This is a genomic window from Sphingomonadaceae bacterium OTU29LAMAA1 (genome assembly GCA_024072375.1).
In the GTDB taxonomy this organism is placed as follows: domain Bacteria; phylum Pseudomonadota; class Alphaproteobacteria; order Sphingomonadales; family Sphingomonadaceae; genus Sphingomonas.
Genome location: CP099617.1, coordinates 1253580 through 1271285 on the forward strand (window position 1 = coordinate 1253580; position 17706 = coordinate 1271285).

A 17706-nucleotide genomic window follows, 5' to 3' on the forward strand; every position below is an offset into this window, starting at 1 on the left:
CCGCCGCATCCCCCTCACCTTCCCACTGCCTTCGGCAGCGGGCCCCTTCCTCTCCCACAAGGGGAGAGGAGACAGATTTTAAGAGGACAGGTTCATGAACGAACTGACCAATTTCGCCAATCCGATCGCGAAGCCGGAAACCTTCGACCAGATCCAGATCGGCATCGCATCGCCCGACAAGATCCGCTCGTGGTCGTTCGGCGAGATCAAGAAGCCCGAGACCATCAACTATCGCACGTTCAAGCCCGAGCGTGACGGCCTGTTCTGCGCGCGCATCTTCGGTCCGATCAAGGATTACGAGTGCCTGTGCGGCAAGTACAAGCGTATGAAGTACAAGGGCATCGTCTGCGAGAAGTGCGGTGTCGAGGTCACGGTGTCGAAGGTCCGCCGCGAGCGGATGGGCCATATCGAACTTGCTGCGCCGGTCGCGCACATCTGGTTCCTGAAGTCGCTGCCCTCGCGCATCGGCCTGCTGCTCGACATGCAGTTGAAGCAGCTCGAGCGCGTGCTGTACTTCGAGGCGTATATCGTCATCGAGCCGGGCCTGACCCCGCTCGAGAAGTTCCAGCTGATGACCGAGGACGAACTCCTCGAGGCGCAGGACCAGTACGGTGAGGACGCGTTCTCGGCCGGTATCGGTGCCGAGGCCGTGCGCATCATGCTCGAAAGCCTCGACCTCGAAGGCGAGAAGGTTGCGCTGCTCGAAGAGCTGGCGACGACCAAGTCGGAGCTGAAGCCCAAGAAGATCATCAAGCGGCTGAAGGTCGTCGAGAGTTTCCTGGAATCGGGCAACCGTCCCGAATGGATGATCCTCGAAGTCGTGCCGGTCATCCCGCCCGAGCTGCGCCCGCTGGTGCCGCTGGACGGCGGCCGTTTCGCGACGTCGGATCTGAACGACCTGTACCGCCGCGTCATCAACCGCAACAACCGCCTGAAGCGGCTGATGGAGCTGCGCGCGCCGGACATCATCGTCCGCAACGAAAAGCGCATGTTGCAGGAGGCGGTCGACGCCCTGTTCGATAACGGCCGTCGCGGTCGCACCATCACGGGCGCCAACAAGCGTCCGCTGAAGTCGCTGTCCGACATGCTGAAGGGCAAGCAGGGCCGCTTCCGCCAGAATCTTCTGGGCAAGCGCGTCGACTATTCGGGTCGTTCGGTCATCGTGACCGGGCCTGAACTGAAGTTGCACCAGTGCGGCCTGCCGAAGAAGATGGCGCTCGAACTGTTCAAGCCGTTCATCTACGCGCGCCTCGACGCCAAGGGTCTGTCGATGACCCTGAAGCAGGCAAAGAAGTGGGTCGAGAAGGAGCGCAAGGAAGTCTGGGACATCCTGGACGAGGTGATCCGCGAGCATCCGGTGATGCTGAACCGCGCACCGACGCTCCACCGTCTCGGCATCCAGGCGTTCGAGCCGGTGCTGATCGAGGGCAAGGCGATCCAGTTGCACCCGCTGGTCTGCTCCGCGTTCAACGCCGACTTCGACGGCGACCAGATGGCCGTGCACGTCCCCCTGAGCCTCGAGGCCCAGCTGGAAGCGCGCGTCCTGATGATGTCGACGAACAACATCCTGTCGCCGGCGAACGGCAAGCCGATCATCGTGCCGTCGCAGGACATGGTGCTGGGCCTGTATTACCTGTCGATGATGAAGGAAGGCGAGCCGGGCGAAGGCATGCTCCTGGGCGACATGGCCGAGGTGCATCAGGCGCTCAACGCCGGGGCGGTGACGCTCCACACCAAGATCATCAGCCGCGTTCCGCAGACCGACGAGGCCGGCAAGCAGTACCTCAAGCGCTACGAGACGACTCCGGGCCGCATGCTGCTCGGCGAGACGCTCCCGCACAGCCACAAGGTGCCGTTCGAGACGGTCAATCGCCTGCTCACCAAGAAGGACGTGGGCGACGTGATCGACGAGGTCTATCGTCACACCGGCCAGAAGGAGACCGTGCTGTTCGCCGACGCGATCATGGCACTGGGCTTCCGTCACGCGTTCCGCGCCGGCATCTCGTTCGGCAAGGACGACATGATCATCGCGCCGGACAAGGACAAGCTGGTCGACGAAACGCGCGATCAGGTGAAGGACTTCGAGCAGCAGTATCAGGATGGCCTGATCACGCAGCAGGAGAAGTACAACAAGGTGATCGACGCCTGGTCGCGTTGCGGCGATCAGGTCGCGAACTCGATGATGAACGAGATCAAGGCTGTCCGTCATTACGAAGACGGCCCGATGAAGGGCCGCGAGAAGGACATCAACTCGATCTACATGATGGCGCACTCCGGCGCCCGTGGTTCGCAGGCGCAGATCAAGCAGCTCGCCGGCATGCGCGGGCTGATGGCCAAGCCGTCGGGCGAGATCATCGAGACGCCGATCATCTCGAACTTCAAGGAAGGCCTGACCGTCCTCGAATACTTCAACTCCACCCACGGTGCTCGTAAGGGCCTCGCGGATACGGCGTTGAAGACGGCGAACTCGGGCTACCTCACCCGCCGCCTCGTCGACGTGTCGCAGGATTGCGTCATCGTCGAGGAGGATTGCGGCACCGAGCGCGCGCTGGAGATGAAGGCGATCGTGCAGGGCGGTTCGACGATCGCCTCGCTCGGCGAGCGCATCCTCGGCCGTACGACGGCGGAGAACGTGGTCGACGCCAAGACCGGCGAGGTCATCATCCCGACCGGCACGCTGCTGGACGAGGCGATGATCGTGCAGATCGAGAAGACCGGCATCCAAGGGATGAAGATCCGCTCGCCGCTGGTCTGCGAGAGCAAGATCGGCGTCTGCGGCAAGTGCTACGGGCGCGATCTCGCCCGCGGCACGCCGGTCAACATCGGTGAAGCGGTCGGCGTCATCGCCGCCCAGTCGATCGGCGAACCGGGTACGCAGCTAACGATGCGTACGTTCCACATCGGTGGCGCGGCGCAGCTCAACGAGCAGTCGAACCTGGAAGCGCCGGTCGACGGCACCGCGGTGTTCAAGGACCTGCGCCTGATCGTCGACCAGCGTGGTCGCCGCGTGACTCTGTCGCGTTCGGGTGAAATCGTGATCGTCGACATGGACGGCCGCGAACTCTCGACGCACCGCATCCCGTATGGCGCCTATGTGCTGTTCGACGACGGTCACGTCCTGACCAAGGGCGATCGCATGGCCGAGTGGGACCCGTTCACCATGCCGGTGATCACGGAGAACTCGGGTATCGTGAAGTACGTCGATCTGACCGAGGGCAAGACGCTCACCGAGCAGACCGACGAAGCGACCGGTATCGCCCAGCGCGTCGTCATCGAATACCGCACCTCGACCAAGTCGAAGGAGGATCTGCGTCCGCGCCTGACCCTCACCACGACCGAGGACGGCGAAGCGGCCCGCTACATGCTGACCACCGGTGCGGTGTTGTCGGTCGACGACAATGCCCAGGTGCAGGCCGGCGACGTTCTCGCCCGTGTCAGCCGCGAGTCCGCCAAGACCCGCGACATCACCGGCGGTCTGCCGCGCGTCGCCGAATTGTTCGAAGCGCGCATCCCCAAGGAAGCGGCGATCATCGCCAAGGTTTCCGGCCGGGTCGTGTTCGGCAAGGACTATAAGGCGAAGCGCAAGATCGGCATCCAGCCCGAGGACGGCGGCGATGTCGTCGAGTATCTGGTGCCGAAGTCGAAGGTGATCGACGTTCAGGAAGGCGACTACGTCAAGCGTGGCGACAATCTGATCGGCGGTTCGCCGAACCCGCATGACATTCTGGAAACGATGGGGATCGAGCCGCTGGCCGAATATCTCGTCAGCGAAATCCAGGAAGTCTATCGACTGCAGGGCGTGAAGATCAACGACAAGCACATCGAGACGATCGTTCGTCAGATGCTGCAGAAGGTCGAGATCACCGACGGCGGCGACACTACGCTGCTGAAGGGCGAACAGGTCGATCGCGAGGAAATGGACGCGACCAACGAGAAGCTGGGCGCGAACGAAGCACCGGCACACGGCAAGCCCGTCCTGCTCGGCATCACCAAGGCGTCGCTGCAAACCCGCAGCTTCATCTCGGCGGCGTCGTTCCAGGAGACCACCCGCGTCCTCACCGAGGCGGCGGTCCAGGGCAAGCAGGACACGCTGATGGGCCTGAAGGAGAACGTGATCGTCGGTCGCCTGATCCCGGCGGGCACGGGTGCGGGCATGAACCGCCTGCGCGTCGCGGCCTCGTCGCGTGACGCGGCGCTCCGTGCGCAGCAGCGTTCGCTGGCGGCAGCGATCGTCGCGCCGGCCTCGGCCGCCGAACTCCGCGCCGCCGAGGCGCTGCGTTCGAAGCGCGAAGACACCGGCACGGGTCCCGACCCGCTCGCCGAGGTCACGCCCTCGGGCGACGGCAGCGACGAGGCTGCCGGCGAATATCTGAACCAGGAGTGATCCTCCGGGTTCGGGTTACAACCTGACCGAATGAAGGAGCCGCCGTCCGGGCAACCGGGCGGCGGTTTTTTCATGGCCAACCCGTTGCAACTACGCACTTTAACGTATGTTAGAATATTAACTCGTGTGGCAATGACCGTGCATCGCGCTAGCCACAGGATGAAGACCGCCATGTTTCCCGTTTCACAGGTCGTTGATGACGATGCGACAAGCTTGCGCCGGATCCATACCCTGCTGACGGAAGCCTGCGCCATCGCCGACCGGCTGGGTCTCGATCTGGCGGCGATCCGGATCGACGAAGCACGCACGATCGCAAGCGATCGTTTGATTACGTTGCGCGCGTAGCCAGACGGCGCGTCGCGCCGAAATTCCGATCCGCCCTCCGCCGCTACATTTCGATCACCGCGACCGGCGATCGTACGATCAATCGACGTGCAGCGCCGGGTTCACCATGCTGCAGACCTGAGCAATGAATGCGATGCGAAGCGCCTGGGACAATGAGTTGGCGTCGAGTTTGTCCATTAGGTTGGCGCGGTGTATTTCTACGGTGCGGGCGGAAATCGAGAGACGGCGCGCGATTTCCTTGTTCGACCAGCCGCGCGTCAGCCCTTCCAGCACCTCGCGCTCACGCGTGCTGAGCATGTTGAGCGCAGCATTGACGCGGCGCATCGTCGCCGCGCGGCGCTGCGCCTGCTTCAGCCGGTGGCGGGCGGTCGCGAGGGCGGCGAACAGGCGATCCTCGTCGACCGGCTTGGCGATGTAATCGATCGCCCCGCGACGCATGGCCGCGACGGCCGAGTGGATATCGGCGTGCCCCGTCACGATCACGCAGGGCATGCCGATGTCGGGCGCCGCCAGCCGTTCCTGCAACGCGGCGACATCGACGCCGCCGACGAACGGGTCCATCACGACACATCCCGGCACGGCCGTACCGCAATCGCGCGCGAAGTCGTCGATGGTCGTCCAGCCCTGTATCGCGATCGATCGGTCGGTGAGCGCATCGGCGATCTGCCGCGACGCCGCGGCATCCTGATCGACGATATGAACCAGCAAGGCCTCGTCCGCAGCGACAGCCAGTCGCCCTGCCATGTTCATCGCCGTGCATCCCCTTTTTATCGCCGCCATCATAATGCGCTCTCAACCTTCGGAAAAGAACGGACTATTGACGCACCCGTCCGGCTTTGAGACGCCGGGAGTCCGGACGGCTGCAGATCAGACGCGGGCAGATCAGACGCGGGGATGCTCGGGATCTTCGCTGATCGCCCGTTGCGGTTCGCGGCCCATCGTGCGTGCGATCGTTTCGAACTTGCCATCGGCGAGACGGATCTCGTTGAAGGCAGGGCGTGAATTGCGCACGCGCTTCGACAAGGTCCCCGCCCCGATCATGCGTATCGTCCGGCCGCTGCGCTCAACCGGTACGTCGAACGGATCGTGGACGTGGCCGGACAGCACGGCATGCGCCCCCGCCTCCGCCAGCGCCGTCATCGCGCTGTCGCCATGGCGGGTCTTCGCCGTCCCCTTGGTGCCGCCCTCGACCAACGGATGGTGAGCGGCGACGAAGATCAGATTGCCGCGGGGCGCCTGCGCGATCATCGCAAGGGCCCGCCGCAGCGAACCGGGGCTGACCCTGCCCTTCGACCAGTTCCAGCGCCACTGCGCCCGCGCCGTCGTCTTCAACGGCACGATGGTGACGCCGGGCAGGTCCAGTTCCGCCTCGATCATCTTCTCGATCGCGACGTAGCGCTGGTAGGGCGCGAACAACCGGCGGAACGGGTCCCAGTAATACGGGATGTCGTGATTGCCGACCTCCAGCGTCACCGGCACGCCGAGGCTGCGCAGCCAGTCGCCGCCGCATTCGAATTCGCGGCGGGTGGCGCGCATCGTCAGGTCGCCGGTCATGATGACCGCATCCGGTTTTTCCTCCGCCACCCGTTCGCCGAACCAGGCGATCGCCTCAGGATCTTCCGCACCAAAATGAACGTCGCTGACGTGAAACAATGTGATCATGGGTGCCCGAACGCTGGGGATGACGGAAAGCTGCTAGGCGGTGTCAGACGAGTTCGGCAAGGCTGCCCGGTTCGTGCATCGGGCAACCATTGAACGACCGGCGGAAATCGGCGGAAAAGCGATAGGTGTCGCGGCGGGCGCGATTGACGTTGCCGAGTGGCCGATGCGCCTCGATCCCGTGCCAGATGCTGTAGGACAGGGCATCGTCGGTACGCGCCGTCGTTTCGTCGTCCCAGCCGATCTGCGGCGGCACGTCGAGCGTCGCGACCGTCACGAACGGGCTGGCCGCGCGATCCCATTCCACCCGCGGATCCTCGATCGGCATCGCGTCCAGATCGGTGTTGAGCTGCACGCGCACGTCCCACGATCCGCCATGCGCGATCAACGCCTTTCGCACCGCCGCGCGGATCGCATCGGGATCGTCGACGGTGTCGATCGTCGCTCCGGCAAGCCGGGTGAGTGCCGGCGCGACCGGGAATACCGCGACCTTCGCCATATAGTCGCCGTACCGGTACGGCGTCTGGGTGAAATAGGTCTCGCCGAGCGGATGGACGTGCGGTGCGCCGCCGAGTTGCTGGAGCGTCGCCGAGGGCTGGCCGATCGCCTCCAGCCCGGCCTCCACCGTGCGCAGGACCTTCGACAACACGACCTTGCCCGTTTCGGCGCGGTCGGTGGTCTTCGCCAGCAGCTTGAGGTTCTTGAGGAACGATGCCGCATCGGGCGCAGTGAATACCGGCCCATTCACCATGATGAAGTCCTGGGTCGTATCGGCTTCCGACCCGGGAAGCCGCTCGCCTTCGACACCGAGGATCTTCAACGCCAATCCGCGCGGCAGACCGATGCTGTCGGGCAGGATATCGCCGGCGTTGGTCGACAGCCGCAGCACCGCTTCGTAGGAGCCGCCTCGCGCGAAGATGCCCTGTGCCAGCTCCGGCGGCAGATCGTCCGCCACGGTCAGCGTTCCGCGCGCGATGCCATGCGCCTTGGCATGGACGGATCGCACGGCGTGGCCGTAATCCGTGGACGTGGTTTCCAAGATTTCGCGAAACGCCGCGTTGAGGGCATCGATCGTGCCGGCCTCGTCGTCGGCGAGGCGTTCGACGGCGGGGGTGTAGCGGACGGGTGTTCTGGCGAGCATCACGAATATGTCCCGGTTGTTTCCGCGCCAACCCCCGGATCCACGCCGACGTTCCAGTGCCCTTGACGTGCTGATCCATGTCAATCACCCTCGGATTGTATTGGGGGACAGGCAGGCCCATGCTCCCCGGACCAGTATCAAGAGTGACGATGGCGATCCCGAGTACGACAGACATCAACGCGCCCGGGCTCGACCTGACCGCGTGCGATCGAGAGCCGATCCATATCCCCGGCGCCATCCAGCCCCACGGGCTGCTGCTCGTCGCCGAGGCGGAGGGTGCGCATCGGGTGGTGGCCGGTGCGGGCGACATCGAGGGCAAGCTGGCCGCCGAGTGGCTCGGGCGCCCGCTGGGCGAGCTGTTGCAGCAGGATATCGCGCGGTTGCTCAACACGCTGCCGGGCGGGCCGAACGCCAGCGTCCCCTTGCCGGTGACCGGGATCGACGACCGCTTCACCGCGACGATGCACCGTGCCGGGCGGCACCTGATGGTCGAGCTGGAGCCGTTGCCGTCCGATCCGATGACCGCCGCGACGATGCTGGCATGGCTGGACGCGGTCGCCACCAGCTTCGAGCGCGCTACCGACCGGCAGACGCTGTACGATCGTGCCGCGACGGCATTTCGCACGCTCACCGGGTTCGACCGGGTAATGGTCTATCGCTTCCTGGACGACGATGCCGGCCGCGTGGTGGCCGAGGATCGCGACCCGACGCTCGACACGTTCCTGAACCATCATTTCCCCGCGTCCGACATCCCGAAGCAGGCGCGCGCGCTGTATATCCGTAACCGGACCCGGTCGATCCCGACCGTGGATTATGACCCCGCCCCGCTGCGGCCCGCCGGTTTTGCCGGCTGCGACCTCAGCGACGTGGCGTTGCGCCACGTCTCGCCGATCCATCTGCAATATCTTCGCAACATGGGTGTCGAGGCGTCCGCATCGATCTCGATCGTCAAGGACGGGTTGCTGTGGGGGCTGATCGCCTGCCACCACAACACGCCGCGCGCCCTGGCGCCGGAGGTGCGCGGTGCCGCCGCGACGCTGGCGAGTGGCCTTGCCCGGCAGATCCGCGCCAAGGAGGAAGCGGCGGCCTATCGCGAGCGGCTCGCCCTGCGTGCCGCCGAGGATAGCGTCGTTCCCCGTCTGAACAGCGAAGAACCGCTACGCGACGCGATCATCGCCGTGAAGACCGAATTGCGCGAGATGCTGCACGCCGATGGCTTCGCGATGGTGGCGGGCGATCAGGTCGAGGCGACCGGCCGGTGTCCGGCCGATGGCGTCCTGATCGCGATCGCGCGCCAGGTTCGTGAACGCGGCAACGAACCGCTCGCCACCCACGAACTGGCGAAGCTGTTCCCCGCCGCCGCCGAACACCACAGGCTGGCGAGCGGACTGCTCGCTCTGCCGCTGCACGACGAGGACGCGACGTTGCTGTGGCTGCGCGCCGAGACGGTCGAAACGATCGAATGGGCGGGCAACCCGCACAAGGCGGTGCAGATCGCCCCCAACGAGACGCTGACCCCGCGAGCATCGTTCGCAAGCTTTACGGAAACCGTGCGCGGCCGGTCGCATCCATGGACTCTGGAAGAGGTGGAGGCGGCGCACCGGCTGCGTCGTCGCTTCCACGAAGCGCGCCAGCATCTTCAGGTTCGCATCCTCAATCGCGAATTGAGCCGGACGCTGGTCGAAAAGGATGCGCTGCTCGTCCAGAAGGACGTGCTGATGAAGGAAGTGAACCATCGCGTGCAGAACAGCCTGCAGCTGGTCGCCTCGTTCCTGCGGTTGCAGGCGAAGACTGCCGGCGCCGGTATCGTCGCGGATCAGCTGGCGGAGGCGCAGGCCCGCCTCGCCGCGGTCGCGCTCGTCCATCGCCGGCTGTATCGCGACGATCAGGTCGAGAGCATCGATCTGTCGCGCTACGTCGATGAGTTGATCGCCGACATGCGCACGTCGCTCGGCACCGACTGGGGTCGTCACATCCGGCTCGACCTGGCGCCCGTTCTGGTGCCGACCGACCGTGCGGTGAACATCGGCCTGATCCTGACCGAACTGGTCATCAACGCCACCAAATATGCCTATGACGGCGCACCCGGGCCGGTCGCCATTGCACTGGAACAGCATGGCGGCAAGCTGCGGCTGATCGTCGCGGACGACGGGCGCGGCAAGAACGGCGACATGGCGGGCAGCGGCGGCTTCGGCAGTCGCATGATGGACGCGATGGTCCAGCGCCTGTCCGGCACGATCGAATATAGCGAAAACCATCCCGGTCTGCGCGCGATCGTGACGGCACCGATCGCCGAGACGTGATCGGCGTGACGTGGCATGATGTCGTTACGCTGCCGGTTCGTCGCTCATAAAGACTTCATCGTCCTTTGATACACACGGTCCGGACGCAAGGTGTTCAGGACGAGCGACGATGATCTTCCCCAATATTGCCAATGCCATCGCGCCCGAACGATGCGATTCGACACTGGCCGGACCGCAGGTCGCATGAACGCGCTCGCTGCACCGGCGCATTCGCGCCTTGCCCGATTGTCGTCCTGGCTGGGCGGTCATCAGAATAGACCCCCGGTCCATGCCGACGCGCATGACGACACGCGCGATCGCAATCGTCAGCTGTTCTGCCGGATCGGTGCGTTCCTGGAGACGCACGATCTGGCGCCGACCACGGAGCATTACGATCTGGCCCGCCGCTACGTGTCGGGTGACGATATCGCGCTGCGGCTGGAGGTGGACCGGCACCTGACGTCGCAGCCGCGGATCGATGCCCGCTTCGTGCGCAGCCTGACCAGCGCGCGACCCGACGCCGCGCTGCATCCCGAGGGGATCGCCGCGATGGCCGACGCGCTGGCCGTCATGCTGGCGGACAGCGAGACCACCGTTCATCAGAGCCATGCCTCGGCCCGCGACTATCACAGCGCGCTCAGTGCCGAAGCCGATGCCGCGCACGGCGAGACGGGCGCCACCATGGTTCGCCTGCTGGGCATCACCACCGAAGCGATCGCGCGGACCCGCGATCTTGCCACACGGCTGGAGGCGACGCATCGCGAGACCCGCGCGCTGCGCGTCAATCTGGAACAGGCGCGGCAGGCGGCGGACGAGGATCACCTCACCGGCCTTGCCAACCGCCGCTGTTTCGATGGCAGGCTGCACGCCGCAAACGCATGCGAGGACGATAGCGGCAGCCATTGCGTCGCGCTTTGCGACATCGACGATTTCAAGGCGATCAACGACCGCCACGGCCATGATACGGGCGATCGGGTGCTGAAACTCGTCGCGCGCCAACTGACGACGGATCTGGGCAGGACGGTGCTGGTCGCGCGGCATGGCGGCGAGGAGTTCGCCTGCCTGTTCGAACGCTGTTCCCCCGCGACGGCGCACGAGAAGCTCGACGATGTCCGCGAGCGGCTCGGCGCGCGCACGCTCGTCGATCAATCGACCGGGCGTGGCATCGGCAACCTCAGCTTTTCCGCCGGAATCGCGGTGCTCGGCGACGATCCCAGTGCGGCGATGCGGGCGGCCGACGCCGCGCTCTACGCCGCCAAGCGCGCCGGCAAGAATCGCGTGGTGCTGGCGCCGGCCTGATCGGTCGACGCGGGTGTCGGCGGAAGCAGGGCGAGGATGCGTCGGACTAGGCGATCACCGCAGCCCGGGCGTACAGGGCGAAGCATGCGCGGGCGCCGGCCAGCGCGGCATCCTGCCATGCCTGCCCCTGCCCAGCCGCGTGCGTATCGAGCGTCGTCAACAGCCTGCGCCATTCGCCGGGCAGGTGATGCGCCGCGAGGTAGGCGGACGGCAGGCCGGCCGGTACGCTGCGCGCCAGCAACTGCCCGCCGAGCCGCGATCCCTCGATCACGTACAGGGCACCCCAGCGCTCTGCGGCTGCGCCCGGCTGGAAGGGAAGCGGCGCCGGTATCGGCGCATCCAGCGCGTGCAGGTCCGCCGCCAACAACGCCGTCCGTGATCGCCATGGCGGCAGGTCCGACGCTTCGGCGAGTGCCAGCTCCACCGCCGGCAATGCCCGTGCGTGCGCGGTCAGGAACGACCGGTAACCCGCCGGGCGATCGAGCGCGAAACCACCGTAATGCGCGTCGACCATCTCGTGATCCGCGGCGGTCGCCTGACGAAGTGTACGGACGAAAGACATGCCCCGTCCCCTGCCCTGCGCGCGCCGGGCTGTCGAGGCCGGGACCGGATCGCCGGTGCGCAAACGCAGGTCAGGCGGCGTCGCGCGACCCTGCCGGCATCAAGTGCCTTGCCGCGATGGCCGTGAGTCATGCTATCGTCATGCAAGCTTGCCATGGGCAGTCTCCGTTCCGCCGGATCCACGTCGTGATCCGTCCCGGTACGGTGGATCGTCCAGATTCGGCTTGCGTGCCGTCGCGGCCGGCCCCATGCGCGCCGCGCCATTATTGAAAGGTCCCTTATGGTTGCCTGGTTCCAGGCGCTGATGCCGAAGCAAGGTCGTTTCTTCGAACAGTTCGAGGCGCATGCCGCCACGCTGGTCGCGGGCGCCGACGCCTTGCAGAAGCTGTTCAGCGGCGACGGCGCGATCGCGCAGCACATCGCCGAGATCGTGGATCGCGAGCACGAGGCCGATGATATCACCCGCGACGTCCTGCAGGACGTGCGCCGCGTGTTCGTGACCCCCTTCGACCGGTCGGCGATCACCGACCTGATCGGGGTCATGGACGATTCGATCGACCAGATGAACCAGACCGCGAACACCATCGCCCTGTACGAGGTGACCGAGTTCGCACCCGACATGCGTGAGATGGTCGGTCTGGTCGTCGAGGCGGCGCGCGTTACCGCGGAAGCGATCCCCCTCCTCCGCAAGCTCGACCAGAATGCCGCGCGCCTGCACGACCTCACCGAACGGCTGGTCAAGCTGGAGGGGCGTGCGGACGAGCATCACGCCCGCGGCTTGAAGGCGCTGTTCAAGGCGTGCGGCACCGACAATCCGATGCGCTTCATCGTCGAGCGCGAAATCTACAGCCATCTGGAGCGGACGGCCGACCGGTTCGAGGACATCGCGAACGAGATCCAGGGTCTCGTGATCGATCACGCCTAGGCCATGACCATCTCCTTCACGCTGCTGGTCGCGCTGATCGGCGTGGCGCTGCTGTTCGATTTCCTGAACGGCCTGCACGACGCCGCCAATTCGATCGCGACCGTGGTATCCACCCGCGTCCTGAAGCCGCACCACGCAGTGCTCTGGGCCGCCTTCTTCAACTTCATCGCGTTTGCGGTGTTCGGCCTGCATGTCGCGCAGACGGTGGGCAAGGGTATCGTCGACGCGCAGATCATCGATCCGCAGGTGATCTTCGGCGCGCTGATGGGCGCGATCGCGTGGAATGTCATCACCTGGCGCTACGGCATTCCGTCCAGTTCCAGCCACGCGCTGATCGGCGGCCTGCTCGGTGCCGGTATATCGAAGGCGGGCTTTTCCAGCGTCGTCTGGGTCGGCGTCGGCAAGACCGTCGCCGCGATCTTCCTGTCGCCCACCGTCGGGCTGGTCCTCGCCCTGCTGCTGGTGCTGGTCGTCGCGTGGAGTTCGCTGAAGCTGACGCCAATGGGCGTCGACAAGCGCTTCCGCAAGCTCCAGCTCGTCTCCGCCGCGCTCTACAGCCTGGGCCACGGCGGCAACGACGCGCAGAAGACGATGGGGATCATCACCGTCCTGCTCTATTCGCAGGGCATGCTCGGCGGCGAATTCCACGTACCCTTCTGGGTCGTGCTCTCCTGCCAGGCGGCGATGGCGCTCGGCACGATGTCGGGCGGATGGAAGATCGTCCACACGATGGGGTCGAAGATCACCCGCCTCACCCCGGCGCAGGGCTTCTGCGCCGAGACGGGCGGCGCGATCACGCTGTTCATGGCGACGATGGGCGGCATTCCCGTGTCCTCGACGCACACCATCACCGGCGCGATCGTCGGCGTCGGCTCCGCCCGCCGGCTCAGCGCCGTCCGCTGGAACATCGCCAGCCGGATCGTCGTCGCCTGGGTGGTCACGCTCCCCGCCGCCGGGCTGATCGGTGCGGCGTTCTACGAACTGGCGGCGCTGCTGTCCGCCTGACGATCGGGACGAGGGAGCCTGTGCGCGGCTTCCTCGTTCGGTCCGTAACGACAGGAAAGCCGCCATCATGCCTATCGAACTGACCCTGCTCGGCGCATCGACCGTCCTGCTGTTCGCGCATGTCATGATCCAGGGGCAGACCGCCACCCGCGATCGCGGCCTCGACTGGAACGCCGGTCCGCGCGACGGCGCCGCACAACCGCTCGGCACGCTCGCCGGCCGGGCCGCCCGCGCGCTGGCGAACTTTCAGGAAACCTATCCGGCGTTCATCGCGCTGACGCTCGCGCTCGCCATGACCGGGCAGACCGGCGGCAGCGGCGCGGCCGGCGCGATCCTCTGGTTCGCCGCCCGCTTCGCCTACATCCCGCTCTACCTGTTCGGCGTGCGCTATCTCCGCAGCCTTGCCTGGCTCGCGTCGATCCTGGGACTGTTGTTGATGCTGGTCCGTTTCTTCTGACCAGATCGTGGCGCGGGTACAGACGTACGCTCCTGAGACCGGACGTGGTGCCCCCTGCTCTATCCCATGCGTCTGCCATGGAGCCGGGCCGTCATGTGCTTTCGGTGTCCGTTGCACTCAGGCCGGTGGAGCGGGTCGTTCTAAATCAATGACTTACAGGAGCCGGTAAGTGCTTGCTGCCGCCGGACCCGTTCACGTCGATACTCCACCAACCGCATAGGCATTGAATTCGTGCTGGTGTCGTGTATCGCCACAACACCATAACAAGGGTTGTTCCAAGATGAAGAAGATCGTTCTGTTCGCTGCCGCCACCGGCCTGCTCTCGCTCGCCGCCTGCAACACCAGCCCGCGCGAGCAGGCTGCCGACAACGTGGAAGCGAACTCCGAGGCCGTTGCCGACAACCTCGAAGACGCTGCGGACAACACCAGCAACGCAGCTGCCGAAGCCGCTCTCGAGAACACCGCCGACGCCGTTCGCGCGACCGGCCAGAACCAGGCGGACGATCTGCGCACGAACGACGCCGACACCAATCTTAAGAATGGTATCTGATTCCGGCAGCGTCTAGGGACCGTCCCAGGCGCTCCCAAGCACCTAGATTGAAGGGCATCCAGGGCGACCTGGGTGCCCTTTTTCGCGTGCGAAGCGCCAGAGGAAATACGCGGCCGGCCTATATCCCTGAAGGCACGGGCGTGAAGGCGGCGTGTCGGGCCACGCCCATATGTCGGACATTCAGGACACCCATCCGGCAAACCAAGATCAGACATTGCGGGCCATGGCCAGCGGGTGCAGACTTACGCGATGAACGTTCGCCCTATACTGCTTGGCCTCGCGCTTACGGGCTGCGTGTCATCCTCATCCGAAAGGATCATAGATCAAATAGAACAAACGGTGCACATGCCTTCGGGCGCGAAAGAGTTGAAAATGTATAGGCGATATTATTACCGCGACAATCGCGCTGTAGTCGGCACGTACGTGCTATCCGGCAAGCCCGGCCACGAGTGGCGGACTAAGGACAAGATGATAATGGTCCTCGACGGCGGATGCGCCGTGGTCAATGTAGTCTTCTCGATCAAAGACAACCGCGTGACTTATACGGCTTGCAACGGCGTCGCTTAGGCGGCCCACATGCCCGAAAGCCGCCCGTCCGCTAACCACCCAATAGCGGACATAGTCGCCATCCCGTAAGGGGATTGGAGCAGGTTCGCAGGAGAAACCGTGGAGCGGGTGAAGGGAACACGGCGTAAGCGTACGTTTCTAAAGGCGAACGTTTAAGCGACTGGCGGGTGGTGCGCCACGCCACCGGCGCCCTCCTCGTCCGGCGTTTCGAAGAGCGTTTTACCGCGACGCTCGTAATGGCAATCAAGCTCCCGAAGTATGTTCAAATTATAAAATTGCTTTGGGGTCCCCGCCTTCTTCTCCGGGTCTGGGTAGCGGTTGTAGCAGTATCTCTCGTCCTTTTTCAGCCGCTTCATAATGTCATGGAAGGTGCCGTTCTGGCTGAAGTCAATGTAGCGCGCGCTTAACCTAGCGAGCAGTTCGCGATAAGAGGTGTTGAACCCGGCAGGCAGTTTATCACCGTCGATCGTCACCGTCAGATCGGGATCATCCCGAACCAATGCGGCGGTCACTGCCGCGTTCTCGCGATTCTTCACAACATCGAAGTTCACACGGATAGATACGGAGAAATCGGAGGATTCAGCACGTGCACGTGCCTGCAGTTCTTCCATGTACGCTAGGAAGCGGGTCACTGCCTCCGGCTGTTTATGCGCGACCGACTCGACTTGCTTGTGATCGAGGTCGAAGGTGATCGGCATAGATGCGATGTTCAGGTCGCTAAAGCTAACGTTGAACCACTCCTGCGCTGCTAAAACGTAGTTTCGGACGGATGCCAATGCAATTTCGGTGAGGCTCTTTCTGAGTGCCGCATCATGAACTACAAAGTGCGTAGCATTATCGCGTATGCCGACCAGAGCCTCTATGTTTGCAATGCAATTTTGGTCAATCCGATGCTGGGCGAAACCCGCGACAAGGTTGTACGCCCGTTCAAGGCCAATTGTGAGAGGCGTACCGGAGCGATTTCGTTTGTACTCTTTTAGTTTGCTCGCTTCTCCGTCCTTCTTACGTCTAGGCTGCAACTCCCAGAGCGAGGATACCTTACCGCCCCGTTCCCGAACGATCCGAGCCTTTAGGAGCAGCTCCCAAGCGTTGATCATGAGGATCGCGAACGTCTCCTCACGATACATTGTCGAAGCACGATTATAGGTTTCAACAGCGCTGATGCAGGCCTCGCGCGATTTCATCACCAGCTGCATGTACTTTGATGTTGGCACGCCTCTCCCTTTTCAGGAGCAGGCTAACTGACATAGCGTGAGTCGGACAAGACTACGGATCGAAAGGCTGCGCGTGATTCCCGCCCTTATGTCCTCAATCGGGAATGCGCTTACCTGCCCGCCTCAAACATTCCCGGTTTTCTGCGAACCTGCGGTGTCCAACCTGCCCGGATTGGGCCACGGCAACCCGCCGCGTCCGGCCCCGATGTCCAGCTTCCTGCCCCCTGTGATGTCAACACACGGCCTATCTATGAATGACGCGGAAAACCGTCACTTTCCCGATCTGCGAAACCCCGAAATACCGTGAACAAACGGGGAAATGCAGTGACTTTCACCGGAGCAACACCGGAGCCGCTAGAGGAGCCGATGAGGCCGCGGCACATAGTCGCGGATGATCAACTCGCCCGCCACCTGCGCCGCACCGGACGCGATCGTGTAGGTCACGTCGACGTGCTCCATCTCGAACGCGGCGAACGTGTCACGCGCTCCTGGCGTGTCGTTGATCGACAGGATGAAGTGACCCTCGATCGCCGCCAGCTGCTGCGCGAGGCGCTCGAAGTCAGATCTCGCGAAAACGCCCGGTCCATAATCACCCTCACAGTTCCAATAGGGCGGATCGAGATAGAAAAGCGTGTCCGGACCGTCGTAGCGCGTAATGACCTCGCTGTAGGGTAGCTGCTCGATCACCACCCCCGAGAGGCGCTCGTGAACGTCCTCCAGCATAGGCGCCAGCTTCATAACGTCGAACCGTGCCGGCGCGTCCCGGCTCACTCCGAAACTGCGCCCATGAACTTTACCACCGAAGGCCAGCCGCTGAAGGTACAGGAAACGGGCAGCCCGCTCCAAGTCTGTTAACGTCGATGGCTCCACCTTGATCAGCCGTTCGAACTCCGCGCGGCTCGTGATCTGCCACTTCAGCACGTCCATGAACGCTTGGTAATGACGTTGAAGTATGCGGTAGAGGCAGGAGACGTCGCCCGAGATGTCGTTCATGACCTCCACCGTCGGCCGCCGCGGCCGGCGCAGGAAAACTCCGCCCATGCCGACGAACGGCTCCACGTATGTGCGGTGTGGCGTTTCCCCGATCAGATCGCATAACCGCGCGGACAGATTGCGCTTTCCACCAATATAGGGCGCGACCGGGCTGACCGGTCGCACATAGCTTAGATTCGACTCCATCGATGTTTGCTCACAAAGGAGCCCCGCCTGTTGCGCAGGTGCGGGGCGTTTGCGGCTAGGCCAGCCGCGCGTGACGGATCTACGGTCCGTCGGTTGCCGTGTTGACGCACGGCACCCCCGCTCGGCCATTCGCCGGCG

Annotated in this window: 14 protein-coding genes; 8 read left to right on the forward strand and 6 right to left on the reverse strand. The window is 64.4% G+C overall.

Features of this window, described 5'->3' with window-relative positions:
* Positions 1-94: 94 nt before the first annotated feature.
* Together rpoC and NF699_06270 are read left to right on the forward strand one after the other, a co-directional pair.
* Positions 95-4384 (forward strand): DNA-directed RNA polymerase subunit beta', encoded by a 4290-nt coding sequence (rpoC, locus tag NF699_06265; protein USU06261.1) that lies wholly within the window; start codon positions 95-97, stop codon positions 4382-4384.
* Between the two features lie 159 nt (positions 4385-4543).
* Positions 4544-4729, forward strand: coding sequence for a hypothetical protein (locus NF699_06270; protein USU06262.1), 186 nt, complete (start codon positions 4544-4546; stop codon positions 4727-4729).
* A 78-nt stretch (positions 4730-4807) separates the two neighbouring features.
* Here NF699_06270 and NF699_06275 read toward each other — a convergent pair whose 3' ends face one another.
* The 3 genes from NF699_06275 to NF699_06285 all read right to left on the reverse strand — a co-directional run bounded on the left by NF699_06275 (position 4808) and on the right by NF699_06285 (position 7529).
* The gene (locus NF699_06275) at positions 4808-5479 is read right to left on the reverse strand and encodes a LuxR C-terminal-related transcriptional regulator (GenBank protein ID USU06263.1); all 672 of its coding nucleotides are present in this window, start codon (positions 5477-5479) and stop codon (positions 4808-4810) included.
* 132 nt (positions 5480-5611) lie between these two features.
* The gene (locus tag NF699_06280; GenBank protein ID USU06264.1) at positions 5612-6391 is read right to left on the reverse strand and encodes a metallophosphoesterase; all 780 of its coding nucleotides are present in this window, start codon (positions 6389-6391) and stop codon (positions 5612-5614) included.
* Positions 6392-6434: 43 nt separating this feature from the next.
* Positions 6435-7529, reverse strand: a complete 1095-nt coding sequence (locus NF699_06285) for a catalase family protein (GenBank protein USU06265.1) — start codon at positions 7527-7529, stop codon at positions 6435-6437.
* A gap of 149 nt (positions 7530-7678) precedes the next feature.
* Here NF699_06285 and NF699_06290 point away from each other — a divergent pair, with 149 nt between their 5' ends.
* On the forward strand, positions 7679-9832 hold the full coding sequence (locus NF699_06290; GenBank protein USU06266.1) for a GAF domain-containing protein: 2154 nt from the start codon (positions 7679-7681) through the stop codon (positions 9830-9832).
* A gap of 150 nt (positions 9833-9982) precedes the next feature.
* Complete coding sequence (locus tag NF699_06295; GenBank protein USU06267.1) at positions 9983-11110, forward strand: GGDEF domain-containing protein; 1128 nt, start codon at positions 9983-9985, stop codon at positions 11108-11110.
* A gap of 46 nt (positions 11111-11156) precedes the next feature.
* Here NF699_06295 and NF699_06300 read toward each other — a convergent pair whose 3' ends face one another.
* Complete coding sequence (locus tag NF699_06300; GenBank protein ID USU06268.1) at positions 11157-11672, reverse strand: biliverdin-producing heme oxygenase; 516 nt, start codon at positions 11670-11672, stop codon at positions 11157-11159.
* A 279-nt stretch (positions 11673-11951) separates the two neighbouring features.
* Here NF699_06300 and NF699_06305 point away from each other — a divergent pair, with 279 nt between their 5' ends.
* The 4 genes from NF699_06305 (at position 11952) to NF699_06320 (ending at position 14608) form a co-directional block, all read left to right on the forward strand.
* Positions 11952-12596: a DUF47 family protein gene (locus NF699_06305; GenBank protein USU06269.1), complete on the forward strand. Its 645-nt coding sequence runs from the start codon at positions 11952-11954 to the stop codon at positions 12594-12596.
* Between the two features lie 3 nt (positions 12597-12599).
* A complete protein-coding gene (locus NF699_06310; protein ID USU06270.1) occupies positions 12600-13601 on the forward strand; it encodes an inorganic phosphate transporter in 1002 nt (333 codons plus the stop codon).
* Positions 13602-13668: 67 nt separating this feature from the next.
* Positions 13669-14058 carry an MAPEG family protein gene (locus tag NF699_06315; protein USU06271.1) on the forward strand — a complete coding sequence of 130 codons (390 nt, stop codon included), beginning with the start codon at positions 13669-13671 and terminating at the stop codon, positions 14056-14058.
* Positions 14059-14338: 280 nt separating this feature from the next.
* The gene (locus tag NF699_06320) at positions 14339-14608 is read left to right on the forward strand and encodes a hypothetical protein (GenBank protein ID USU06272.1); all 270 of its coding nucleotides are present in this window, start codon (positions 14339-14341) and stop codon (positions 14606-14608) included.
* 719 nt (positions 14609-15327) lie between these two features.
* On the opposite strand, the gene NF699_06325 is transcribed toward NF699_06320, so the two are convergent.
* The gene (locus NF699_06325) at positions 15328-16371 is read right to left on the reverse strand and encodes a DUF3644 domain-containing protein (protein ID USU06273.1); all 1044 of its coding nucleotides are present in this window, start codon (positions 16369-16371) and stop codon (positions 15328-15330) included.
* A gap of 372 nt (positions 16372-16743) precedes the next feature.
* Positions 16744-17568: a DNA adenine methylase gene (locus tag NF699_06330; GenBank protein ID USU07019.1), complete on the reverse strand. Its 825-nt coding sequence runs from the start codon at positions 17566-17568 to the stop codon at positions 16744-16746.
* Positions 17569-17706 lie beyond the last annotated feature (138 nt).